This window comes from Sphingobacterium lactis (assembly GCF_051951495.1).
Lineage (GTDB): Bacteria > Bacteroidota > Bacteroidia > Sphingobacteriales > Sphingobacteriaceae > Sphingobacterium > Sphingobacterium lactis_A.
On record NZ_JBNHAS010000002.1, the window covers coordinates 409,650 to 435,455 of the forward strand.

A 25,806-nucleotide genomic window follows, 5' to 3' on the forward strand; every position below is an offset into this window, starting at 1 on the left:
CCATTTATCTTAAATTCACATTAATACATTATGAAATTTTTTACTAGCCTATTGCTCTCCCTTTTTTTCGGTGTGCTGACCATGCAAGCACATGCCCAAAAGAAGATTACGGGGGAAATCGTATCTGAAACTGACAAAACAAAATTGGCCAATGCCAGCGTTATGCTCCTCCAAGCGAAAGATTCCATTTTAGTGGACTTTGCTCGTGTGGATCAGAATGGTAAGTTTAGTATGGTCAACCCAGACACTTCTGATCTATTATTAATAGTCAGTTATCCTAAGTTTGGTGATTACTATCGGAATATTAAAAAGGGTACTGGAGATGTTCAGCTTGGTCAAGTTACCATGCAATCCTCTGCTGCCTTAATTGAAGAGATTTTAGTGACTGGAAAGATCCCAGTTGTCATAAAAGGGGATACGGTAGAGTACGATGCTTCAAGCTTTGTAACAGAGAAAAATGCTAAAGTAGAGGACCTATTGAAAGTATTGCCAGGTATTTCTGTAGATGCAACAGGAAAGATTACTGCTCAAGGGAAGACCGTGGAAAAGGTATTGGTAGATGGTGAAGAATTCTTTGGAGATGATCCTACCTTGGTAACCCGTAATATTCGTTCGGATATGGTGGATAAGGTTCAGGTATATGAGAAAAAATCTGAAGAAGCAGAACGTACTGGTGTGGATGATGGAACACGCGTTCAGACCATTAATGTACAGCTGAAAGAGGACGCTAAGAACGGTATGTTTGGTAAAGCAGAAGCAGCTGGTGGTACCGATGGGGATAATGGATTCTATTTGGGCAAAGTAGCTATCAATAGGTTTAAAGGTTCTCGTAAGATATCAGCATATGGTATTGGTTCCAATGACGGACAAGTTGGTCTAGGATGGGAAGATGAAGAAAAATATGGCATGGGAGAGTCTATTTCCATCGATGACGAAGGGGGGATGAGTTTTTCTTTTGGAGGTGATCCATTTAGTTATTGGAATGGCAAAGGTCAACCAAGGGCATTAACAGGTGGTATTTCCTTCATGGATGCTTGGAATGAGAAGAAAAATAAAATCAACCTAAGTTATAAATATGGTCAAATTGAAAATGATTTTACGGATAATTCCATTTCAGAATCGCCTACAGCAAGTGGCTTTTTGAAAAACAGCAATTCGAATCGATCCAAATCGGATGCAAATAGACATCGCTTTTATACGAAATATGATCTGAAAATTGACTCCTTGACGAGCTTTACAGCAAAATTGTCGGGTTCTAAAGTGAATTCAGATAACTTTAATCGTCAAGATGGTGAAACCTATCAGAATGACGCCAAAGTTTCGGATAACTTCTCCAACCAAACTGGTGAAACAACCAACCAAAATATCTCCTATGAAGCATTCCTTACACGTAAGTTTAAGAAAGAAGGAAGATCCATATCATTGCGTTTCGCTGGTAATAACTCCGACGATGAAGGGACGCTTTTATTGCAGTCAAATACAAATAATTTAATTGATGGCACTTCTTCGCCAATAGATCAATTTAAAGATAAGGAGTCTAACTCCAATAACTTAAGAACATCTGTTACTTATACAGAACCATTGGGTAAACGTTTTAGAACCTCCATTGGCTATGAGTACGCGATGGCTAAAACACACTCCATTAACCGTGCTTTCAATAAAGATAATGTAGGCGATTATACCGTGTTAGACCAGGATTTCAGTAACGATTTTAATTTCAATAATTTCAGAAATTCAGCAAATATTTCCTTTGGTTACAAGACAGAGAAAGTTGATATTAATTTGAATAATAATATCCGCTATGATGATAGACAACAGTTTAATAACTATGAGAATACCTCATTGAGCCGTGATTATTTGACCTATAATCCTAATGCTCATTTCCGTTATAACTTATCGAAGACCAAATCCTTAAGATTGAGTTATAATTTCAATAATTCCTTACCTTCATTGTTCCAAATACAACCGCTTCGTCAGAATGAAAACCAAATGGTTGAGATCATCGGTAATGAAAATCTGAAACCTTCAAAAAACAGCAATGTGAATTTGGGCTATCAATCTTGGGACATGATGAAAGGTAAATATACCTACGGTAACTTATCCTTCAGCCAGACCTATGATGCGATCCAACAGAATGTGGTTATCGAAAATGGAGGTTATCGTAAGTTGTATTATGAGAATATGGATAAACCATCAAACTCTGCCAATTTATGGTTCGGTGGTGGTTTTGACTTAATCCGGAAACACCAGATTAAAGGTAATGTACGAGTGAATGGAAGTTATTTCTCAGGATATAATTACATCAATGACAGAACTGTTGCTAATCCTACAAATGATTTCTTAGAAAATAAAAGTCAAAACTATAACTACTCCATTGGCTTAGGACTAGAAAGACAAACCACTAAAGTAATTGATTTTAGTTGGAATGTGTCTCCTGGATTTAGATTTATGGAAACTACCTTAAACCCAGAACGTAACAGTAGTGGTTTTACCTTGAACAGTGACTTGAACTTCAAAGCATATCTGCCTGCTAAGATTACCTTGTATGGTGAAGGGACCTATACTTATGAAGCTCCAACAAAAGCCCTACCGGATAAATTCCAACAGGTATTGTTTAAACCAGGTGTTTCCAAGAAATTCTTGAAAGGGGAGAACCTTATCGTAGATTTCTATGTGAATGATGTGTTTAACCAAAATAAAGGCTTCCGCAGATACCAAAGCAACGGAGCGATTATGCAGAATACGTATAACACCATTTCTAGATATTACATGTTGAAATTAACTTGGGAATTCACCAAAATGAACGCAGCGAAATAATCATGAAGAAGACACTATATATTGCCGTTTTATTTATCCTTGGATTAAGCATCCAATCGGCACAAGCACAATATGCCTACTTTCCAACAGAAGGAAGTATTACATTCGAGAAAACTATTCACGTGAAGAACCTTATGAAGCGTTATATGAATAGTTTGAAGCCTGGGGATATGTCCAGGACCTATATCGAACAAATGATCACCAAGTCGCCTGAAACAGCTGTTCTGGAGAAGAAGCTTTCATTCCGTGGAGATGAGGTTTATTTTGAGCCTGTAGAAAAGCAACAGCCACCTTTGGTTGCCCAGATGTTATCGATGTTAGATAACAACAATAAAGTCTATCAGAACCTAAAGAAAAATGAGTCTATGATCGCTTTAGAAATGGGCGGATCAGGTGTTGCTATAAAAGATAGCCTGACGGATGTAAAATGGAAGATTACCAATGAATACCGCAATATTGCTGGATATGACTGTCGTCGTGCCAATGGAATTACGTTAGATTCCGTTTATGTCGTTGCTTTTTACACCGATCAAATCCCTACTTCTGCTGGTCCGGGAACTATTCATGGACTACCTGGAATGATCTTAGGCTATGTTGTACCTGAGCAACACATGAATATCTATGCTAAGAAAGTGGAACTGACAGCTCCGACAATTAAATCGGATATCTTTAAGAAAAAGGAGGAGCCAATGTCACGTGAAAAAACAAAGGCTAGAATGAAAGAGATTATGGGTCAATGGATGACCGAACAGCAGTTAAATCTGATGTTAGCCGCTATGTTTTTGTAACATAGCTTGTAAATAAAACATTTTGTTTGTTGTTTAGTAAGATCGGGGCTGCCTTAGGTAGCTCCGATTTTTTGTTTCCATACAAAGAGATATTCAGTCTGATTCTAATTGCTATCATGAGGAAGAATATATCTATACATGTTCTTTATTTTTTAAGCCTCCAGTTTCATAAAAGATAAAAAAAGCCCGACTTGGAAAAGTCGGGCTTTTTTATTTAAAACGCTGATAGCTTATTTCTTACCGTCGTTTTTCTTAGCTGTAATCTCGTTACGGATTTCTTGCGATAAGGTTTTGATATCTTGTAAACCTTTACGTACGCGTGTTCCAGCAGCAGAGTTACCGTTGTTGAAGAATTTTTCCGCATCAGCTTCGATTGAAGCTACTAGCTCTTTTAATTTAGTGTAGTTTTCCATTTTTTAATTAATATAATTTTAGTTTTTCTTAATTAATTCTCTAATATATCATAAATATACAAAAGGAATACAAACAAAGCGAATTTTGTAATGTTTTTTTATGTTTCAAATCGCCCTATTGAGGCTCTTACTCCACAATTTTCAATTCGTCAATGATATTTGTTGCTCCTGCAAACTTATCGATGATGAACAATACATAACGGATATCTACCGAAATTGTACGTTGCAATTTAGGATCGAAAATTACATCTCCTGCCATTGCTTCAATGTTTCCATCAAAAGCCAAGCCAATTAATTCGCCATTTCCATTCAATACTGGTGAACCTGAGTTACCTCCAGTGATATCCTGATCACTCAAGAAGTTAACTGGCATATAACCTGCTTTATCAGCATAACGTCCATAGTCCTTATTTTCATATAGTTCCATTAAACGTTTAGGAAGGTCGAACTCCTCATCACCTGCTTTATACTTCGCGATAGTACCTTGAAGAGTCGTGTAATTATTTATTTTCGCATCGTTACGTGAATCCTTAGGTAATGCACGGATTGTTCCATATGTTAAACGCAAAGTAGAGTTTGCATCTGGATAATGTTTACCATTTGGATCCATTTCCAATACACCTGCAATGTATTTACGGGTAGCAGCTTGGAATTTATCGGTCAATGTTTCTAATTCTGGATTGCTCTCACGGTATTTATCCATTAATGCTGTGGAGATTTTCAACAATGGATCGTTTTGAACCTTTGCGGCATCTGGAGCTTTTAAGTAAGCTTCCATTTTAGCTTTAGAACCGAAGATACTGTTGTCGAATGCTTTTTGTACATCGGCTTGGAAATTACCATTGTTCTTGGTCGCCATCTCACGAATGTAAGGCGCTATATTACCACCTTTTGCAGCATATAAGTTTAACTCATCTGCTAATACATCAACCTCTAAAGGCATATAAGCCTTATCGTAGTTATCAGCAAGGAAAGCGTTTAAGCGAGGAAGAATTTCCGAACGTTTAGCTTCATTTGCTTGTGCGTATTGTACCAATGCCTGTCCTAAAGAGTAAGGAAGTGCCGCAAAAGTAGAAGAACGCAATAGACCAGTCAAGTAATTGTCGTGTCTTGCTTTCTCATTAGTTTTTGCATAGTAATCATTGATTACACTGATTACATCACCATATTTCTCTTTATTAGCTGGCTTATTAGCCCATTTGTTGAATTTCTTCTCTTGTTTAGCTTTGGTTGCAGCAGTTTTATGCTTGGTTAAAGCATCAATCATACCCTGTCTGTTTTTCCAGTAGTTAGCTACTCCAGAGTATTTTGAAGCATAGTTTAACTTCACTGCTTGGTCTTTATCCATGTGTTTTTTCATGGCATCCATACCAACTTTGGAAGCTTCAACCCATGCAGGATAAGCGTATTTTACGTTTTGATCAATACCTGCAGCATTCATCCAACGGTTTGTACGACCTGGATAACCTAAGATCATCGAGAAATCACCTTCTTTAATTCCTTTAATGCTTACTGGCAAGAAGTATTTAGGTTTCAAAGGCACATTTTCTTTGGAATACTCAGCTGGGTTACCATTCTTATCCGCGTATACACGGAAGATAGAGAAGTCACCAGTATGGCGTGGCCATTCCCAGTTGTCGGTGTCACCACCAAATTTACCAATGCTACTCGGAGGAGTACCTACTAAGCGAACGTCAGTATAGTCTTGGTAAACGAAATAGTAATATTCATTTCCGTTGAAGAAAGAACGAACAGAAACTACGTATTTACCACCTTCGCTATTTTCAGCTTGAATCTTAGCGATCTCTTGGTTAATGATTTTCTCTCTTTCTTTTTCCGACATCTTGTCGTTTACTAAACCTAAGATGCGTTTGGAAACATCGTCCATACGCACAAAGAAACGAACGTATAAAGATTTAGGTTTAAGTTCTTCGGCATGATTTTTTGCCCAGAAGCCATTCGTTAGGTAATCGTGTTGAGGCGTTGAAAGCTCAGCGATTGCTCCATAACCACAGTGGTGATTCGTAAATACTAAACCACTTCCAGAAACAATCTCCGCCGTACAGCCGCCGTTGAATTGAACGATGGCGTCTTTTAAACTGGAGTTGTTTATGCTATAGATTTCTTCAGCAGATAGTTTCAAGCCTTTTTTCTGCATGTCGGCTTCATTCATCTTCTTCAGATACATTAGAAACCACATGCCCTCGTCGGCAAACGAGAACGCGCTAATCAATGTCAGCGCACATAATAATACAATTTTTTTCATAACAACCTTTTTTGTCTACTCACAAATTTCAATGAATTTATGCGCAAATCAAAATGTTTGCTTCGAAAACAGCGTTCGAGGGATTGATTGCTTTTCGTTATCTTTGCCCAGATGGCATCATTCGAAGACTTTAAACTCAATAAACAGCTGCTCAATGCCGTAGCTGAGGCTGGTTATTCCCAACCTACAGAAATACAAGAAAAGGCAATTACACCCATTCTTGCAGGGCAAGATGTGATGGGAATAGCACAAACAGGTACTGGTAAAACAGCTGCTTACGTGCTTCCCATGTTGATGACCTTAAAATATGCGCAAGGAAATGATCCTCGTGCTTTAATTTTAAGTCCAACCAGGGAATTAGCCATGCAAATTGAAGAGCATATCCGCATGTTCTCCACTTACCTAGATTTGAGAACCGTATTGCTGTATGGTGGTTTAGGTCCTAAAACTCAAAAAGAACAATTAGCCAAAGGCTGTGATATTATCGTTGCAACACCTGGAAGGTTTCTAGAACTTTATTTAGAAGGGGAAATCCATGTCAAAGGACTGAAGTTCCTAGTATTGGATGAAGCAGATAAGATGATGGATATGGGATTTATCTCTAAAATCCATCGTATCCTGGAGATTGTGCCTCGCAAGCGTCAGAATCTACTGTTCTCAGCAACCATGAGTGAATTGGTTCGCAAGATTGCAGGTGACTTTTTGGAGTTTCCAACCGTTATTGAAGTGACTGAACAAGCTACTCCAGCAAAAACGGTAGAACAAAGTCTGTATCATGTCCCTAACCTAAAAACAAAACTAAATCTTCTGCAGCATTTCTTTAAAGACGATGAAGCCTTCTCTAGGATTATAGTCTTTTGTAAAACTAAGGCTGTTGCAGATAATATTTTCGGTTTCTTGGAACGTAAATATGGTTCTGAAGATGTTCGTGTCATTCACGCTAATAAGGGACAAAATACACGTATTAATTCCATTAATGCATTCAAGGAGGGTTCCGTTCGTATTCTAGTGGCCACGGATGTTGCTGCTCGCGGATTGGATGTCTCACAAGTCAGTCATGTAATCAATTTTGATGTTCCTATTGTCATTGAGGATTATGTGCATCGCATTGGTCGTACAGGACGTGCATTTAACTCCGGAACGGCAATTACATTCTGTAATCCGGCTGAAGAGTATAATGTACAGAAAATTGAAAAGCTGATAAAACAGAGTATTCCGGTTATCGACTTACCAGAAGGATTGATTATTGAGAAAACACCTTTTGATGAGCGACAAGCCATCGCAAGGGAAATTGATAATCAAAAGAAAAAGGATGATCCTGATTTTAAAGGAGCATTCCATGAGAAAAAGTACGCACAGAAAATGAACAGTAGCAGAAAATCTTCTGCTAAGGGAAAGTCAAAACCTGCAAGAAAAGGATCTTCTAGATCGGGCAATACCGGTAGACCGGGTAAGAAACGATGAAATTAACACCGCTAAACATAAGCTTAGCCTGTATATTAGTTTGGGCAATTACTGAAATGGGAGAGGAGGGACAGACCTTTATCTCTTGGGGATGGTTGGCCATATTAGTCGTATTCTTAATTGCCATGGATATCCTGTTCCGATTATGGACCAAGGATGTCAAACGACTTTGGATTATGCAATTAGGATTTATCCTGGTCGTTGGTATAATCAGTATAGTAATTAAATCAATATTTTAGAATAATAGATATGAAGAAAGCAGAAATAAAGCTCCAAGTAGAATTGGACGATAATAATGTTCCAGAGATGATCCAATGGAGTTCCTCAGATGGGGAGAACAGTGATGAGCTACCAGCGAAGGCGATGTTCTTAGCCCTATGGGATAGCCAATACAAAAACTCTATGCGCATTGACTTATGGACTAAAGATATGCCTTACGATGAAATGAAGCGCTTCTTTTATGAAACCCTTCAAACCTTAGGTGATTCTTTCTTAAGAGCTTCAGGTGGTGATCCAATGGCGGAAAGTGTAATCGGTGATTTACGCGATTATTGTGCACACTATGCCGATAAAATGGAAATCTTAGAAGGTCAAAACTAACGCCTTCCTTTTCAATTGATCAAAATTAAAAGAAAGCATTAATGAATTATTTCTTAGTAAAATCAGAACCCTTTAAATACAGCTGGGAACAGTTTAATAAAGATGGCGAGACTTTTTGGGACGGTGTTCGCAATTACCAAGCGAGAAACAACTTAAAAGCTATGAAGAAAGGCGATTTAGTGCTTTTTTACCATAGTAACGAGGGTAAGGAAATTGTTGGTATTGCCAAGGTAGTGAAAGAATATTACCAAGACCCGACCACAGAGGATGAGAAATGGGTGGTGGTAGATTTAGCTCCAGTGGAGACACTAAAACATCCGGTAACCCTAGAGACCATTAAAGCTGACCCTCAACTGCAAGATATTGCCTTGGTTAGACAAGGTCGATTATCCGTTATGCCGCTTAAGGCAGAAGAGTTCGATAGACTCGTTGCTTTGGGAACGGAAGGAACGAAGTAGTATTTAGTATTGAGTAGTTAGTATAAAGACCTATTGGCGAGTGAGATTGGTGTGTAATTGATAAACAAAGTCTTCCCCTGAACTTTAAACAATAAAAAAAGGCAACATAATTTCAAATTATGTTGCCTTTTTTATGAGGGATAATGTGTTATAGATGAGTTGTGTATGTGATGCGGTCGATGCTTGCATCGACCCTACAAACAATCGTGAAAATATTGCTGTTTATATCCCTAACAGTAGGGTCGAAGCATGCTTCGACCGCTTTTAAATCAAAAATAAAAATACATTATAGCTAATAGTTAATAATCGGGCGGACATTCCGTTCGTTCTCGTCAGGGATAAATCCCTCTTCCTCAAACTCACTCAGTACCGCCCCTACCTAACGTGCTATCTAGATAGTTTCCTAACCGCCAAGTAGCCGCCCAGCGTAGGGGCAGTACTTAGCGTAGCGGAATGTCTGCCCGATTTAAATAATGCATACTTACCTAAATACCTCTAATAAAAAAGCGGTCAATTTATCGACCGCTTTTAACAATTTTCACTAAATATTCTGTTATAATAGTCTCCGCCATAGATCTAACTACTAACGACTAATTACTGCCCGTAGGGCCTAGACACTTCACTTCGTTCTGAGTTGTAAGTAGCAAGATTATTTCCTCGCCAATAGGTCTAACTACTCTATACTAAATACTTAATACTCCCTTCGGGTTCTACTCAGCTTCCTTCGGAGTAAACAATGCCACCAGGTTTCCGATTTCTTTAGCATTCTCAGGCTTTAATTTGCCAGCCAGCAACAACCTCAATTCGCGACGTTGTAATGCTGCTTCATAAAGCTTGATTTCATTCTCTGTTTCTGGAATTAAGGTAGGAATAGCTTTGGGGTTATTGTTTTCATCAATGGAAACGAAAGTGTAATACGCTTCATTGGATTTAACTTTGGTGCCAAGTGGAAGGTTTTGCGCAAAGATTTCCATGCGTACTTCTACAGAAGTATTAAATGCACGAGTAACTTGTGCTTCAATCGTCACGACTTCACCTAATTTTATGGATCTGCGGAAAGAAACATTATCTACCGATACGGTAACTACCTGGTTGTTGCAGTGTTTTTGTGCTGCCATAGCGGAACAGATGTCCATCCAATAAAGTAGACGGCCCCCCATTAAATTCCCAAAGGTATTGGTGTCATTGGGAAGAACCAGTTCGTTCATTTCGGTATAGGATTCTTTCGCGAATTTTTCTTGCATGATTATGAATTATAGTATTTGATCTGTTGATCAATGTAATTTAATGACTCTTTAAATGAGGTAGGGACATAGCCTAATTCGGTTTTAGCCTTATCAAGATAAAAGCCTGTACGCTGCGGTCTATTTTCTGCTTGTCCGATATCTGCAGCATGTACTGGGGAGATCAAGGATTTATCCAATCCCCAAAAATCAGCAACTTCATAAACAGCCTCAATAATGCTGTATTGCTGTTCACTGGAAATGTGGAATATACCTTCTGCGTTCTTTTCCACGGAAAGGATGCAGGCCATCGCCAAATCATCTACCCAGGTGGGCATGCGCCACTGATCATCCACTACGTTTATCTTTTCGCCCTTTTCTAGTTTCTGTTTTGCCCAAAGTACTAAGTTTGACCGATTCTTGTCTGCAATTACACCATAGACTAAAATAGTACGAAGTATAGCAGCTCGACACCCTGAGCCTAAAATAAGCGCCTCTGCTTCAATTTTACTTTGCCCATAGGCATTGCAAGCCTTCACCGGATCGCCTTCATTATAGGGCCCGTTTTTGCCGTCAAATACAAAGTCTGTAGATAAGAAGGTTAAGTGATAATCGAATTCCTTTGCCCAGTCCGCTAAATTGCCAACCAGATCTACATTCAATTGCTGACATTTATCAGCTTCTTGTTCACAAGCCTCTACACTGGTCATCGCCGCACAATGAATAATATGGCTAGGCTGAAACTCTTGAATTAAAGATTTCAAGCCATCCTTATCCAAAAGATCCAATTGTACAAAATCATATCCTAAAGTATTCGGATTGCGATTTACTCCTTGAGAAGTACAACAAAGTAAATAGTTTGTTTTCTGAATAATAAAATCAGTTAGCTTCTGACCCAACAAACCATTGGAACCGGTTAACAGTACCCGCGTATTTGAACTTCCTAATTTGTCCATATAAAATCCATTTTAGGTTGCTTCATCGAGTTATTAAGCACATCGATTTCCAATTTGAGTATAGCTTCCATTGCTTTGTAATCAATTAATGGAGCATCATCGCTTGGTTTATGGTAATCGTCATGACCACCAGTATGGAAGAATAAGACAGGGATATTCTTTTTATAGAAAGAAGTTTGATCCGATCCGCCATTTCCATCCTTGCTTTTGTTGAATTTAATGCTGCTGCTTAGGCCGTCAAATATTTTTGGGAAAGCGCTGCTGGTACCATAACCGATAACCGCCAAACCATTGGCCTCTTGGTATCGTCCTATCATATCCATATTCAACATCCAGTGAACATCTGTCAATGGAAGGGTAGGGTTTTCTGTGAAGTATTTAGAGCCCAATAGTCCCAGTTCTTCGGCACCGAAGCCAATGAACAACATATTGAAGGCTTCTTTTTCTTTATTGGTTGCATAATGACGGGCTAATTCCAACAATCCAGCTACACCGGATGCATTATCATCTGCACCATTATGGATCTTGCCTACACCCAAAGAATCCCTTGTTCCACCAATATTGCCTAATCCCAGGTGATCATAATGTGCTCCAATGACGATGGTATATTTTGCACCATTATCTAAAAATCCAATGATATTATCCGATGGACGTTCAGGGTCAGCCACTTTAGTTCGCGTGACTTTAGCCATGAAAGGTTGTCGATACCCTTGTTCTCCTTTGGCTTGAAGACCATATTTTTTAAAATGCTTTTCAATGTAATTAGCAGCTTTATGTGATCCTTCTTTTCCAGTCTCACGACCTTTCATCTTATCGGATGATAAGTAGTTGATGTGCTTCTGTAGGTTTTTAACCTTGATCTGAGCTTGTGTGACTTGAAAAGTTCCTGCAAGAAGGAGAATACATAGTACAAGATGTACAGTTCGGATATTTTTCATAACCAAATATACGGATTCAACAAAATAATGTACATAGTAACCTGTTAAGAATAGGTTACCTCAAGAATTAATCTTCAATAATCTCGCTGTTCACATGTGATTTCTCGACGTGTTCTTCTTTGAAGTAACGCTTCTGAAATAACAAGATTAAGATTACACCAACCGTAATAGCCGAGTCAGCGACATTAAAGATAGGGCTGAAGAATTGGAATCGCTCGCCTCCCCAGAATGGAAACCAAGTCGGGAATGTTCCATTGATTAATGGGAAATGCAACATATCGACCACGTATCCATGTAAGAAGCTGGAGTAGCCACCTCCTTCAGGGAAAAGTACGGCTTTTTGGAAAGGTGTACTCTCACTAAAGATCATTCCATAGAATGCCGAGTCAATGATGTTACCCATTGCTCCGGCGAAAATAAGGGCCACATTCATAATGAACCCACGGTTATACTTGTTCTTGACCATGTAGTGAAGACCATAACCTATGCCTATCACTGCAATAATGCGGAATACACTTAAGAATAATTTACCGTATTCACCACCAAATTCCATCCCATAGGCCATGCCTGGGTTTTCAATAAAATGGATCAATACCTTATCACTAATCACATTGAATTGTTGATTAATGACCATGTTTAATTTTACCCAGAATTTTGAAATCTGGTCTATCAATAAAATGATGGTAATGAGTAGTACGGGCTTAGTATATCCTTTCATAATACATAAAAATGGTCTTTGCAAGAACACAAAGACCATTTAACTTAATCTTTCGTTTAGTATTGTTTGTTTTTTGCCTCAATACTTAATGTTGTATGAGGTACTGCTTTCAATCTTTCTTTTTGAATAAGCTTTCCGGTTTCTCTGCAGATACCGTAAGTTTTGTTTTCAATGCGCACAAGTGCTGCTTCAAGATTGTCAATAAACTTCTTCTGACGAGCGGCCAATTGATTGGTTTGCTCTTTCTCCAAAGTTGCTGACCCATCTTCTAGGGTCTTGTAGGTTCCTGCCGTATCATCAGTCCCATTGGCATTGCTGTTACTCAATGATTTGGTAAGTGAGGTCAATTCTTCGCGAGCAATACGTAACTTCTCAAGAATTATTGCTTTAAACTCCTGCAATTCGGCATCACTGTACCTTGTTTTCTCTGTGTTTCCCATACTTTAAATTTTTTCTATTAGTAGCAATAAATTCTCTCCGTCAATCTCGATAGTATCTCCATTTGCCAGTACACTATCGAATTCTAGACTGTTGGCTAAAATTTCGGTACAAATATACGAGAAATTATTTTGTACAGCTTGTTGAATTTCAGTATTTTGACTAATAGTTACTTTTATACGGTCAGTAACCTCAAATCCTTTGTCCTTACGCAGGTTTTGAATCCTATTAATCAACTCACGTGCAAGTCCTTCCTCTTTTAATTCTTGGTCGATATGAATATCTAAGGCCACAGTCAAGCGTCCTAAGTTAGCTACTTGCCATCCTTCAACATCCTCTGCAATGATTTCTACATCCTCAGTACTGATCGTATATGGCGTGTTTGCTAGCGCAATGCTGCCATTACTTTCCAACTCATTGATTTGTGCAGCATCCAATGCCTGGATAGCAGCGCTTACCAATTTCATGTCTTTTCCTACTTTCGCACCTAGAGCTTTGAAGTTTGGTTTTACCTTTTTCTTGATGATACCTGTAGTATCTGTGATAAATTCCAAATTCTTGATGTTGGTCTCCGATAAAATCAAGTCCTTCACCTTTTCTACCTTCGTTTGGAAAGAACTGTCCAATACCGGAACCATGATTTTACTCAATGGCTGACGAACATTGATACCTGTTTTCTTGCGTAGGGATAAGGTTAGGGATGAAATATCCTGTGCCAATGCCATGCGCTCTTCTAGGTCCTTATCCACTAATTCGGTGTGGTAAACCGGGTAATCTGCTAAGTGAACCGATTCGTACGATTCCTTATTGGTCACAGCGTTTAAATCCAAATACAATTGATCAGCAAAGAACGGCGAGATAGGGGCCATTAGCTTAGCGATCGTATCCAAACAGGTATAAAGCGTTTGGTATGCGGAGATTTTATCTTCCGAGTATTCGCCTTTCCAGAAACGACGACGACACAAACGAACATACCAGTTACTCAAGTGCTCATCTACAAAGTTCTGTATTGCACGAGCAGCCTTAGTAGGCTCATAATCTGCATAAAACTCGTCTACTTCCTTGCTTAAGCTATTTAATAGGGAAATAATCCAACGGTCAATCTCTGGGCGTTTTTCAATAGCAATATCCGGTTCTGCATAAGAGAACTTATCGATATTTGCGTAAAGCGCAAAGAATGCATAGGTATTGTATAAAGTACCAAAGAATTTACGGCGAACTTCATCCAAGCCTTCTTCGTTAAATTTCAAGTTATCCCATGGAGAGGCATTGCTGATCATATACCAGCGAGTAGCATCAGCAGAATATTTCTCAATCGTAGCAAATGGATCAACTCCATTTCCTAGACGTTTAGACATTTTATTACCATTCTTGTCCAATACCAATCCATTAGAAACCACATTTTTGAATGCGATGGAGTTTCTGACCATGGTGGAGATGGCATGCAAAGTAAAGAACCATCCACGTGTTTGGTCAACACCCTCAGCAATGAAATCTGCTGGGAATGCCGAGAAATATTCATCCTTGAACGGAAGTGCATCCCCTTTAGCCAATTTATCGTAGTCTAACCCCCACTGTGCATAAGGCATAGCGCCAGAGTCAAACCAAACATCAATTAGATCTGGCTCACGGTATAGTTTCTGACCACCTTCTGAAACCAAGATAATATCATCTACATAAGGACGGTGAAGGTCTAATGCCTCTGTACCAAATTTATCCAAATAGGCCTTGTTGACAGCTCTTTCTTCTTCGGTTAAAACAGCTGATTCCAAAGAAGCTTCCAATAAGGATTTCAACTCTGGCATAGAGCCAATACAGATTTCCTCATTTTCATCTTCACTGCGCCAAATCGGTAGCGGAGTTCCCCAATAACGCGAACGCGAAAGGTTCCAGTCCACCAAATTCTCTAACCAGTTTCCAAAACGTCCTGATCCTGTAGCTTCTGGTTTCCAGTTAATGGTTTTATTTAAAGCAACCAATTCCTCTTTCTTCGCTGTCGTTTTGATAAACCAGCTATCCAATGGATAGTATAATACTGGTTTATCCGTACGCCAACAGTGTGGGTAGGTGTGCTCGTATTTCTTGACATCAAATGCCTTGTTGTCTTCTTTTAATTTAATAGCGATCAGAACGTCAGTAGGACGGAAGTCCTTAGCTTCGCGTTCTTCTGCGGAATAATATTCTTCTTTAACAAATCGTCCCGCAAAATCAGTAATTTCCTTTACAAAACGGCCTGTGCGATCTACCGTAGGTACATCTTTACCATTTTCATCTTTCACCAAAATCGCTGGAACACCATTCTCGCGCGCGACACGAAAGTCATCCGCACCATAAGTTGGTGCAGCATGCACGATACCTGTACCATCTTCTGTGGTCACAAAGTCGCCAATGATTACGCGGAAAGCATTTTCACGTAATTCCTCTGAAGTGATATATGGCATCAATTGATGATAACGTAAGCCGGCTAATTCCTCACCCTTAAACTCAGAAGCGATCTCCCATGGGATAACTTTGTCTCCAAAGCTGTAATCTTGGAATGAAACCTGCTGACCTTCTGCCTTAAAATGCTTGTTGATTAGGTTTTTCGCTAAAATAACCGATACTGGTGCTCCAGTATACTGGTTAAACGTGCGGATTTTCACATAATCAATATTCTTTCCTACCACCAAAGCTGTATTACTCGGAAGCGTCCATGGAGTAGTTGTCCAAGCGATGAAAGCTACATCTTCATCTTCTGATTCGACTAAACTGTCAATCATCGGATGGATCTGTTGCTTATCCAAACGGAACTCTGCAACGATCGTTGTATCCTTCACATCTTTATAGGTGCCTGGCTGATTTAATTCATGCGAACTTAATCCTGTTCCAGCAGCTGGAGAGTAAGGTTGGATCGTATAGCCTTTGTATAGTAAACCTTTTTTGTATAGATCCTTCAACAAGAACCATAAGGTTTCAATGTATACATTTTGATAGGTGATATATGGATTTTCCAAGTCTACCCAGTAGCCCATTTTCATGGTCAGGTCATTCCATACGTCGGTGTATTTCATTACCTCTTTACGGCATGCTTCATTGTATTCCTCTACAGAAATCTTCTTTCCAATATCCTCTTTGGTGATGCCTAAAGTCTTTTCCACCGCCAATTCGATTGGAAGACCGTGTGTATCCCAACCACCTTTACGTTTTACCTGAAAGCCTTTTAGGGTCTTATAACGACAGAAAATATCCTTGATCGTACGAGCCATTACGTGGTGAATTCCCGGCATACCGTTCGCAGATGGGGGTCCCTCGTAGAACGTATAGGGTTTACTCGCTGGACGATTGGAAATACTCTTTTCGAAAATATTCGCCGATTCCCAACGTTTTAATACTTCTTGGCCGATCTCCGGTAGATTTAACTGCTTATATTCCTTGTACATCACTAATTCGTATACTAATTTTTAAGGTCGCTAATTTAGTGAATTAATACCATAATATGATAAGCCTAAGCGTATTTTAATAGTTGATAGACCGCTTCGCTGTTAGATATGAGATGTGAGATGTGAGACCGCTGCGCTGTTAGATATGGGATATGAAATCGCTTCGCTGTTAGAAATTAGACATCAGATAACAGACTTTGGTCCTGCGAGCAGTTTATAGTTATTAGTACAGAGTAGTTAGACCTATTGGCGGACTAGGTTTTTTCGGACGTATTATCGGTCGATGCATGCATCGCCCGCCATCAAATAAATTCTCCAATCTGTTATCTGTTGTCTATTATCTGGTGTCTCAAAAAATAAACGGGCGGACATTCCGTTCGCTTTCGAACAGGATAAATCCCTTTTCTTCAAGCTCTCTCAGTACCGCCCCTACCTGGCGTGCTACCTAGATAGCTTGTCGCTAGTGCTCTGATACCGACCTACACAGGGCTCAGACTCTTCGCTTCGCTCTGAGTTGTAAATGCAATTTCTCTTCCCTGCCAAAAGGCTTAAAATCTGTTGTCTTTCGTCTGTTGTCTAACTGTCTCTCTCAGAGGTTTCCTTCGATACTTCTTCGCATCTCCTTCGGAACTTGTTCGGATCTCCTTCGGATCTCGTTCGGTTCCGACCGAACGAGATCTGAAGGAGATCCCTATTAAATCCTTAGAAATTCCCTAAGCGTATTGAACCGAACTCAAGGGAATATGGCGCTTAATAGGAACTAAACTTCAAGGATAAAGAGGGGATAGGTTTTTAAGAATACAAAATGAGGATATAAAAAACAGCAGCCTTACATTCAAAGACTGCTGTTTTAAACTATATCGTTAATTTCCTTATGCGGAGAAACTGCTTCCGCAGCCGCAAGTGCTGTTTGCGTTAGGATTGTTAAATACAAATCCTCGAGCATCTAATCCCGATTTGAAGTCGATTTCCATGCCTGCAAGGTATAATCCATGGGCTTTATTCATGAATACGCGGATGCCTTCAATAGAATATTCCGAATCACCTTCTTTCTTTTGATCAAAACCTAAGACATAGCTCATGCCGGAGCAACCTCCACCTTCTACACCTACACGTAGACCGAAGTCTTCTCCGATCTCCTGTTGGTCGATTAATTTCTTAAGCTCTTTTAATGCGCCCTCAGTCAATGTTACCGGAGCAACTGCTGTGATATTTTCTGTAGCCATGCTTTTCCTCTGTTATTCTTCCTGCAAAATTACATAATTTCTTGAGCAGTTCCGATTATTGGACTTATTATGACAATCCGACAACGAAATAGGGGAAAGGAATTGGGCCTGTTGAATTGCCTATAACGAAAATGTAATCGATTTTCAATCTGAGGATTTGGCTAAAAAGAGCGGTATTGCTTAACAGAATGGCAAAAGATAAAAAACATTTGATAAAAGTTGGTTATTTGTTAAGGCAATACTTTGTAATTATCTATATTTGCAGCTTAAATCGAATAATTAAATTTTCCCAATAAAAAAGTTTCAACATGGAAAGAGATCAATCCATTTTCAATCTAATTGCCGAGGAGCTTAAGCGCCAGGAAGAGGGTATCGAGCTAATTGCTTCGGAGAACTTCGTGAGCAAGCAAGTAATGGAAGCTGCAGGTTCTGTACTTACGAATAAGTATGCAGAAGGCTTGCCAGGAAAACGTTATTACGGTGGTTGCGAGGTTGTCGATAAAATCGAAACTATTGCTATCGATCGTGCTAAAGAATTGTTTGGTGCGGAGTGGGTAAACGTTCAACCACACTCAGGTGCACAAGCGAATGCTGCTGTATTCCTAGCGATTTTAAAACCTGGAGATAAGATTTTAGGATTTGACCTTTCTCATGGTGGTCACTTGACGCATGGCTCGCCAGCGAACTTCTCTGGAAAGTTATACCAGCCCTTGTTCTACGGTGTAAAACAAGACACTGGATTAATTGATTACGAACAATTGGAAGAAACTGCTTTACGTGAAAAACCAAAGGTTATCATCGTTGGAGCATCGGCTTATTCTCGTGATTGGGATTATGCACGCATCCGTAAGGTAGCAGATCAAATCGGTGCATTAGTTGTTGCGGATATTTCGCACCCAGCTGGTTTAATTGCTCGTGGTTTATTAAACGATCCAATTCCTCACTGTCATATCGTAACGACTACTACCCACAAAACACTTCGTGGTCCTCGTGGTGGTATGATCATGGTAGGTAAGGATTTTGAAAACCCTTGGGGAATTAAGACTCCAAAAGGTGAGACTCGTACGATTACCCAATTGTTGGATCTAGCGGTCTTCCCTGGTACACAAGGTGGTCCTTTAGAACATACAATCGCAGCGAAAGCAATTGCTTACGGCGAGGCCCTTTCTGATGAGTATTTGACTTATATCAAACAAGTACAGAAAAATGCGCAAGCTTTAGCACAGTTCTTTGTAGAGAAAGATTATAACATTATCTCTGGTGGTACGGATAACCACTTAATGTTGGTTGACTTGAGAAACAAAGATATCTCTGGTAAAGAAGCTGAGGCAGTATTAGGATTAGCAGGAATTACGACGAACAAGAACATGGTTCCGTTTGATACACGTTCTCCATTTGTTACATCTGGTGTTCGTTTTGGTACAGCGGCAATTACAACTCGCGGCATCAAAGAAAATGAAATTGTTCAGATCGGTGAATTGATCGATGAGGCTATTACAAAACGTGCTGATGAGGCTGCTTTGGATGCAATTCATGGAAAAGTAAGAGAGATGATGGCTCAATTTCCATTATATAAGTAGATTATAAGTAAAATTTAAAATATTAATAGCTCCAAGGGTAACTTTGGAGCTATTTTTGTATACCTATTTTTGTGTGAAGAAATGTTAAAAATCGGAACCAATTTTTGATACATCGGAATTTTTAACTCTCTTTGAATCTTAAACATTAATTAAACGCCTATAGAAACACGACTACGCTTAACTGTAAAAATATACAAAGACATAGCAAAACTCTAGCAAGATTTGTGGAGGTATAATTATGAAACTATTGAATAAAAAGAGTGACCAGCAATTGGTACAAGCGTATGTAAAGGGCGAAGAGAAGGCACTTCAGGTACTACTGGAGCGCTATAAAACGAAAATCTACAGCTCCATCTATCACCAGGTGAAAGATCAGTATTTAGCTGAGGATATCTTCCAAGAGACATTCATTAAAGTTATTAATACTCTTAAAGCAGGACGCTACAATGATGAAGGTAAGTTTTTACCATGGGTAATGCGTATTGCGCATAACATGGTGATTGACCACTTCCGTCGTGAAAAAAGAACACCGAACATTTTGAATAACGATGGGTTCGATATTTTCGAAGTACTGCAGTTCTCCGATGATTCGGTAGAAACAAAAATGGTCAAAGATCAGCGTGATGTAGATTTGAAAAAAATCATTCAATTACTGCCAGATGATCAGAAAGAGGTCTTGATCATGCGTCTATTCTGTGAGATGAGTTTTAAAGATATCGCAGATATCACTGAGGTTAGTATTAATACCGCATTAGGTCGTATGCGTTATGCTTTGACCAATTTGCGTAAAATGATTGAAGAGAATAATATGGTATTTCAATTGGGTTAACAAACCCTAAATAATATTGGGCATAATGAAAGGTCGATCAATATTTTTTGGTCGACCTTTCTTTTATAAAATTATATTGGGGTTTTGAGTTTGGTAGTTTAACTGTCAATTTGTCCTAAAAATGGCGTTATTTCCTTTTTTATGTGCATTTTTTTTATTTCTTTGTAATAGGTGCTGTTTGGAATTAGATTTGATGATATTATAGAAATTAGAAATTAAAAGATATTAAAGATATGTATTGGATAATATTTATTGGAATTATGTTGGTGAGCTGGATAGTCCAGATTCGCTTTAAGAACAAGTTTAAGAAATACTCGGAGATGCCTTTAAGTTCAGGTATGTCAGGTGCGGAGATTGCACAAAAGATGTTGAACGATAATGGTATTACGGATGTGCAGGTTATTTCGGTAGAAGGGCAACTAACGGATCACTATAACCCTGCTAACAAAACGGTAAATTTAAGTCCGGATGTTTATGCTGGGCGTAGTGTTGCTGCGGCTGCTGTTGCTGCTCACGAATGTGGTCACGCGGTACAGCATGCTACCGCCTACTCTTGGTTGCAATTCCGTTCGGCTATGGTGCCGATTACTTCGATTGCCTCCAAGTTGGTGACTTGGGTATTGTTGATCGGGGTGATTATGGCTGCTTCAGGTAATTTTATTGTGTTGGCTGTTGGTGTTGGAGCATTGTTCTTGACCACCTTGTTTGCATTCATTACCTTACCTGTTGAATTTGACGCTTCTAATCGTGCATTGGCTTGGTTAGATACCGCAAATATTACGCATAGTCAAGAAGAGCATGATGGTGCTAAAGATGCCTTAAAATGGGCTGCCATGACCTATGTGGTTGCTGCGTTAGCTGCTTTGGTTTCCTTACTTTATTATGCTTCGATACTTTTTGGTGGTCGTAGAGATTAATACGGAAGTATACTTATAGCGATATAAGAAAGATTTATTCGAGCGCTCCTTTTAGGGGCGCTTTTTTTTTGAATCACACTTTTAGAACTACATTTTTTTAGTTAAAGAATTATTATTTAAAAATGCTTTACCATGTATGCTGTTAAAATGGATGTTGTTTTTTACATATAACACCCCTAGATGTTATGAAATTGTAATATATAATTTAAAACTTTTAATTTGAGGAAAAATTATATATTTTGTTGGTCTTAAGACTAAGAACGCTTTTGTGTGATTAAAGCACTAAATAGCAGTTACATTCATTGCTGTTAATACATTAAGGGTAAAAACAGTATAATAACCAATAAGGATTATTTTAGCATGGAATTTGGGATAAAAAAAATCCTAGGAGCTTCTCCTGATTTTTCTGTTTCTGATAAAATTTGGACAGGTACGGTTTATAAAATTGTTTTTATTCCCAAAGAAGGATGTAAGTTGATGCTCTTAGGTCAGGAATTCGAATTTGAACCGTATAATTTGCTGTTTATACCGAAATCAATTTATTTGAACCCCTCCAAATATGATAGTCGAACCTTTACTTTAATCTATTTTTCTGAGGAATTTTTTAATCGTTCTAGCCAAGAGCTGAATTTTTTAAAAGGCTGCGGATTGTTTTCAGACGATGAATTATTGTACCGGTCGATTCAAATTCCAAACTCTCCCAATTCCATTTATAGTTTTGTGGAGGAACATTTAGCCTTATCGAAGAATAACTATGACCAATTAGTTTTCAGAGAACTGGCATTCACTTTAATTAAGCAGGTTGTTTTATTAGGATCTGTTTATTTGAATTTATTTCCTATCAAGGAACGGTTTGTGGATCAGGGAGAAATACAGTATGCCTTTAAGTTTCGGCAATTGGTGGATGAGTATGTGATTTCTCAGAAAAAGGTAACATTTTATGCCGATAAGTTAGGCGTCAGTCCTAAGAAATTAACATTGATTTCGAAAAAAGTGCTTGGGAAGACTCCGAAAGAAATAATAAATGATGGTGTTTTACATCTTAGTAAACGAATGTTATCAAATACCAAGAAAAGTATCAAGCAAATTGCTTGGGAGCTACAATACGCAGACGAGAATAACTTCAGCGCTACATTTACAAGATTATATGGAGAAAGTCCACGAGAATTTAGAAAATCTTTAATGAAACGAGATGTTGTTTGAGTTAATAAATATTCTTATTTGTTGTGATTTATATTGAATTTTTCGTTAGCTTAGAGTAATCTCTTTGGACAAAAAATATGAAATTTTTAACGAGATTATTTTTGCTAATTCTGTTATTTAGTTTAAATGCTTATAGGGCTTTTGGACAGGCAAATGTTCGTTTAAATATAGTTTTGTATCAAGTTCAAAAATTAGAAATTAACCCCAATCAAACTTCATTAAATTTGATTTATTCTAACCTAAATGATTATCAACAAGGTGTAGAATTGACTCATGAATCGCATATTTCTGTTTTCAGTACAGAGCCTTTTGAAGTCAAGGTCCTCTTTATGAATAGTGAATTGACCGGAAATTTACCTTTAGGAAAAGAAAGTAAGGAGTTTCCTCAAGTAAGATTAAAAGCAAGCTCAAACCTATCGAACCCTTCAGTGACCTTTCCAATTGTTAATTTATCTACATTAGGTAGGACTTTAATCAATGCTACTACTGCAATAATAGATACTGATTATGATGTGACTTATTATGGGCCAGGGGACAACAGTATGGCACGTTATTTAGAAATTAAAGGAACTACTAGTTTTAGTAATGATGTGCTTTATAGTATTGAAGCTAAATAATTTTATCCTAAATAATTTCGGTGGATAATACCTAATAATTTTTGAAACTATTCGATTTATATTCTTTGGCCCTTGCAAGGGACTGAATAAGAAATTTCCATTATTTTTTTTCTATAGGTAAAGGTTAGTTGTATTTCTCCCAATCATAATCTAATAATATGATAATAAAATAAATGTTTAATGGGTACATGTTTTGGGTTGAAAATAAAGCCTTTGTCTTAAAATCATATTTCGTGAGTTTAATTTTATAGGTTTCGATTTAGAAATTTATTTACCTTTGCGTCACAAAATAATCATAATAGTATATATTCTAAATTAAGCTAAAATTAATTAACAAACAAACAAGATGAAAAATTTATTTTTTGCTATTACCCCACTTTTATTAGTTGTGAGTACTGTCCGGGCTCAATCCACTTCCGATAATGCGGCAGTCGTCAAAGTAAATATTGAATTGGCACCATTCCAAACCATTCAGATAGGTTCTGGTGCTGGATCCAATGGAGCTGTGACATCTGGTTATGGAGATGAATTAACTTTGGAGTATAAAAGTGTAGAGGATTATAAAAACGGTGTTGAAAAGAATGTTTTGAAGCAATTAAAGGTTACCTCGGTAGGTTCGGGCTACAAGATTCTTGCAACACTTTCAGATGATGCACAGTTTTATCAAGAATATGGATCTGGTGATGCCAAGGTTAATGCCAATCAATTATTGAAAATCTCTGTAGGGAACAAATCAAGTTTAGATGCAGAGACACATATGGAGTTAGGTTCCTTTGGTGCTACCTCTGGAGCAGAATCTTCGGTATTTGATCAAGAATTGGATGTTAAGTATTCAGGTAAGCCAATAACTGATCCTGCTTTATTGAAAAAAGTTCTAAATGATAAAACGAAGGCAAAATATACGATTGATGTAATCTACACCATTGCAGCAAACTAACGTAATTTCATGTCCTTTAAAAGCAAGTGTTAGTTTCCTACTAATACTTGCTTTTTTATGTTTTTTCTAATTCCTAATTGCTATTTCAATGAAAAATGTCTTTTTCTTTGTTTTCTTTTCCATTATTTCTGTTTTACCAATACAAGCTCAGACGGGCTTAACAGCTGGGCCACCAAGGGTTTATTTTATCTCTGATCCTGGACAGCAACAAATCAAATTTATAGATATCAGCAATCCGAGTACAGATTATGCCTTAGAGTTAGGTGTGTCTTTTGAGGATTGGTCATATTCCGAAACGGGTGATAATGTTTTGAGCCCTAAGGGAAGTTTGGCTAATTCGTGTGCAAATTGGCTTAGTGTGTCAGAACCCTATTTTTCTTTGGCGCCCGGGGAGTCTAAACGGCTTCAAGTGATTATGAATGTACCTAAGGATTTGAATTTAGAATCGGATAATTCCGTTCATACCAGCATGTTGTTTATTACACAATTGAATCCTAAGGCAAGTGCTGATAAGGCTGGGGCTACTATACGCCTTGCAGTTCGTTCAGGAATAAAGATTTATCATCGTTTAAATTCTCGACCACAACAAGATGTAGAAATAACAAATATTTCCTATTTAATGACGGATAGTATAGGAGGATTTCTAGTAGTAGATTATAAAGTTATGGCAAATACTTGGTTAGAAGGAAAGGTGCGTTCTGAGTTGTTAAATCAAGATAATGGTAAGAAAATAAACTTAAGTGATATTTTATTCTATGCCTTGCCAAATGATATTCGAAGACAGTATATACCGTTGCCTCCTAATTTATCTACGGGAAAATACATGGCTTCAGTTATTTTCCTTTATAATGATCAAGAATCTATTAAAATGGGCGAACTGGAATTTGATTATGTTGCAGAAAAATAAAGCCTATTTGTTAATTGCCATTTTTTTGATGATTAGCAACTATTCCTTATTAGCACAGGTTCGTTTTTCAGCTTGGTCCAATAATTACATTGAATTACGATCATATTTGGGAATGCAAACCTTAAATCGGTTTAATACTTTTCAATTTCAAGTTTCAGGTCAACACACAATCATTCCCCAATGGACTTTAACAGTTCGGTTGATGGAGCCAATACGGATTATTTCAGGGGAAAGTAATAGGGGAGGAAAGGAATTTCCAGCAGAAAAAATCAGTTTGTATTGGACAGAAGATAACAATGATCCAGATTTTTATTTACAAGGCATCGGAGCAAATAGAAATCCAATTCATCTTCAATCTCATGGTGAGGTCAAATTGATAGACCATGCAAATCAAGCCTTAAGTTCGCATGGAGAATATCACCGTAATTTTCAATTATATAACGCTCTAAAGATTGAACCTGGGAAATATTTGGATAAGATGGTTAGTGCCAATCCATATCATCATTTGCGGTATAAGATAGCTTTATTATTTACCTTATATAATGAGGATGGTGTCTCTTTAGGGACTGCTCCCTTAGAGTATGTTCTTCAAATTAGTCCACGATTAACTGATGGTCATTTGATTGACATAGAGCCAGATTTTAGTATTCGATTTATTCCTGAAGCAAGTAGAGTGAATTTGCGCTTTTCTACAAGCGAGGATTATAAAGAAGGAGTTGGTTTTCAGGCATCAAATGCCTTAAGGATAACTTCAAACACCGATTATGAAGTTAAAGTAAAGTCAATAGACTCTCATTTCGTAAGTGAAAAAGGGACAACTTTACCACTTAATATATTGACTTTAAAATTAATGCCGGGCCAAGATGCTGTTCATTCAGGTGTTTCTCCAAAAGTCTCCTTATCCGCAAATGAACAAACTTTGGGCTATGGGCAATCAGCTGATAAAGATGTTGCCCGTTATTACCATTTAGAGTATGAGGCTAAACTGAAACCTGAGCAACTCATGCAAATTAAGAAGGGAAGTTATGACGTATCCATTTTATATCTTTTGATGCCCAAATAATGTATTCCACAATCAAATATCCTTTATTA

23 protein-coding genes are annotated in these 25,806 nt (G+C 38.0%); 14 read left to right on the top strand and 9 right to left on the bottom strand.

The features are described from left to right. Positions 1-30: 30 nt before the first annotated feature. Positions 31-2,817, top strand: a complete 2,787-nt coding sequence (locus tag ACP6L2_RS09425; protein WP_440508973.1) for an outer membrane beta-barrel protein — start codon at positions 31-33, stop codon at positions 2,815-2,817. A 2-nt stretch (positions 2,818-2,819) separates the two neighbouring features. Next, positions 2,820-3,605 carry a GLPGLI family protein gene (locus tag ACP6L2_RS09430; RefSeq protein WP_440508974.1) on the top strand — a complete coding sequence of 262 codons (786 nt, stop codon included), beginning with the start codon at positions 2,820-2,822 and terminating at the stop codon, positions 3,603-3,605. A gap of 230 nt (positions 3,606-3,835) precedes the next feature. On the opposite strand, the gene ACP6L2_RS09435 is transcribed toward ACP6L2_RS09430, so the two are convergent. Together ACP6L2_RS09435 and ACP6L2_RS09440 are read right to left on the bottom strand one after the other, a co-directional pair. Then, complete coding sequence (locus ACP6L2_RS09435; protein ID WP_344673091.1) at positions 3,836-4,018, bottom strand: histone H1; 183 nt, start codon at positions 4,016-4,018, stop codon at positions 3,836-3,838. A 127-nt stretch (positions 4,019-4,145) separates the two neighbouring features. Continuing rightward, entirely contained in the window at positions 4,146-6,284 is a 2,139-nt protein-coding gene (locus ACP6L2_RS09440) for a S46 family peptidase (protein WP_440508975.1), read from the bottom strand. A 111-nt stretch (positions 6,285-6,395) separates the two neighbouring features. Here ACP6L2_RS09440 and ACP6L2_RS09445 point away from each other — a divergent pair, with 111 nt between their 5' ends. Genes ACP6L2_RS09445 through ACP6L2_RS09460 form a run of 4 tightly spaced genes read left to right on the top strand, consistent with a single transcriptional unit; the run spans position 6,396 to position 8,806 of the window. Next, on the top strand, positions 6,396-7,748 hold the full coding sequence (locus ACP6L2_RS09445) for a DEAD/DEAH box helicase (protein ID WP_440508976.1): 1,353 nt from the start codon (positions 6,396-6,398) through the stop codon (positions 7,746-7,748). Continuing rightward, the gene (locus ACP6L2_RS09450; RefSeq protein ID WP_440508977.1) at positions 7,745-7,987 is read left to right on the top strand and encodes a hypothetical protein; all 243 of its coding nucleotides are present in this window, start codon (positions 7,745-7,747) and stop codon (positions 7,985-7,987) included. The genes ACP6L2_RS09445 and ACP6L2_RS09450 overlap by 4 nt, the downstream gene beginning before the upstream one ends. Positions 7,988-7,997: 10 nt before the next feature. Further along, positions 7,998-8,348 (top strand): gliding motility protein GldC, encoded by a 351-nt coding sequence (gldC, locus tag ACP6L2_RS09455; RefSeq protein ID WP_344673087.1) that lies wholly within the window; start codon positions 7,998-8,000, stop codon positions 8,346-8,348. 41 nt (positions 8,349-8,389) lie between these two features. Beyond that, positions 8,390-8,806: an EVE domain-containing protein gene (locus ACP6L2_RS09460; protein ID WP_440508978.1), complete on the top strand. Its 417-nt coding sequence runs from the start codon at positions 8,390-8,392 to the stop codon at positions 8,804-8,806. Between the two features lie 710 nt (positions 8,807-9,516). On the opposite strand, the gene ACP6L2_RS09465 is transcribed toward ACP6L2_RS09460, so the two are convergent. The 7 genes from ACP6L2_RS09465 to ACP6L2_RS09495 all read right to left on the bottom strand — a co-directional run bounded on the left by ACP6L2_RS09465 (position 9,517) and on the right by ACP6L2_RS09495 (position 17,724). Continuing rightward, positions 9,517-10,050 carry an acyl-CoA thioesterase gene (locus tag ACP6L2_RS09465; protein WP_440508979.1) on the bottom strand — a complete coding sequence of 178 codons (534 nt, stop codon included), beginning with the start codon at positions 10,048-10,050 and terminating at the stop codon, positions 9,517-9,519. 2 nt (positions 10,051-10,052) lie between these two features. Continuing rightward, complete coding sequence (locus tag ACP6L2_RS09470; protein ID WP_440508980.1) at positions 10,053-10,985, bottom strand: SDR family oxidoreductase; 933 nt, start codon at positions 10,983-10,985, stop codon at positions 10,053-10,055. Then, on the bottom strand, positions 10,973-11,923 hold the full coding sequence (locus ACP6L2_RS09475; protein ID WP_440508981.1) for a M20/M25/M40 family metallo-hydrolase: 951 nt from the start codon (positions 11,921-11,923) through the stop codon (positions 10,973-10,975). The genes ACP6L2_RS09470 and ACP6L2_RS09475 overlap by 13 nt, the downstream gene beginning before the upstream one ends. Positions 11,924-11,990: 67 nt before the next feature. Then, positions 11,991-12,641, bottom strand: coding sequence for a lipoprotein signal peptidase (locus ACP6L2_RS09480; RefSeq protein ID WP_344673082.1), 651 nt, complete (start codon positions 12,639-12,641; stop codon positions 11,991-11,993). 56 nt (positions 12,642-12,697) lie between these two features. Beyond that, positions 12,698-13,081, bottom strand: coding sequence for a TraR/DksA family transcriptional regulator (locus ACP6L2_RS09485; RefSeq protein WP_440508982.1), 384 nt, complete (start codon positions 13,079-13,081; stop codon positions 12,698-12,700). A 3-nt stretch (positions 13,082-13,084) separates the two neighbouring features. Then, the gene (gene ileS / locus ACP6L2_RS09490) at positions 13,085-16,498 is read right to left on the bottom strand and encodes an isoleucine--tRNA ligase (RefSeq protein ID WP_440509587.1); all 3,414 of its coding nucleotides are present in this window, start codon (positions 16,496-16,498) and stop codon (positions 13,085-13,087) included. 872 nt (positions 16,499-17,370) lie between these two features. Next, positions 17,371-17,724, bottom strand: coding sequence for a HesB/IscA family protein (locus tag ACP6L2_RS09495; protein ID WP_344673080.1), 354 nt, complete (start codon positions 17,722-17,724; stop codon positions 17,371-17,373). Between the two features lie 308 nt (positions 17,725-18,032). Between ACP6L2_RS09495 and glyA the strand changes: the two genes are divergently transcribed. From glyA to ACP6L2_RS09535, 8 genes are all read left to right on the top strand, one after another. Next, complete coding sequence (gene glyA, locus ACP6L2_RS09500) at positions 18,033-19,304, top strand: serine hydroxymethyltransferase (protein WP_344673079.1); 1,272 nt, start codon at positions 18,033-18,035, stop codon at positions 19,302-19,304. Positions 19,305-19,542: 238 nt separating this feature from the next. Then, a complete protein-coding gene (locus tag ACP6L2_RS09505) occupies positions 19,543-20,133 on the top strand; it encodes an RNA polymerase sigma factor (RefSeq protein ID WP_344673078.1) in 591 nt (196 codons plus the stop codon). A gap of 233 nt (positions 20,134-20,366) precedes the next feature. Further along, positions 20,367-21,050 carry a zinc metallopeptidase gene (locus tag ACP6L2_RS09510; protein ID WP_440508983.1) on the top strand — a complete coding sequence of 228 codons (684 nt, stop codon included), beginning with the start codon at positions 20,367-20,369 and terminating at the stop codon, positions 21,048-21,050. Positions 21,051-21,410: 360 nt separating this feature from the next. After that, positions 21,411-22,253, top strand: a complete 843-nt coding sequence (locus tag ACP6L2_RS09515) for a helix-turn-helix transcriptional regulator (protein WP_440508984.1) — start codon at positions 21,411-21,413, stop codon at positions 22,251-22,253. Positions 22,254-22,330: 77 nt separating this feature from the next. After that, positions 22,331-22,870, top strand: a complete 540-nt coding sequence (locus ACP6L2_RS09520; RefSeq protein WP_440508985.1) for a hypothetical protein — start codon at positions 22,331-22,333, stop codon at positions 22,868-22,870. A gap of 346 nt (positions 22,871-23,216) precedes the next feature. Continuing rightward, a complete protein-coding gene (locus tag ACP6L2_RS09525) occupies positions 23,217-23,807 on the top strand; it encodes a hypothetical protein (protein ID WP_440508986.1) in 591 nt (196 codons plus the stop codon). 88 nt (positions 23,808-23,895) lie between these two features. Next, a complete protein-coding gene (locus tag ACP6L2_RS09530) occupies positions 23,896-24,714 on the top strand; it encodes a hypothetical protein (RefSeq protein ID WP_440508987.1) in 819 nt (272 codons plus the stop codon). Next, entirely contained in the window at positions 24,656-25,777 is a 1,122-nt protein-coding gene (locus tag ACP6L2_RS09535) for a hypothetical protein (protein ID WP_440508988.1), read from the top strand. Before ACP6L2_RS09530 ends, ACP6L2_RS09535 begins: the two co-directional genes overlap by 59 nt. Positions 25,778-25,806: the final 29 nt, after the last annotated feature.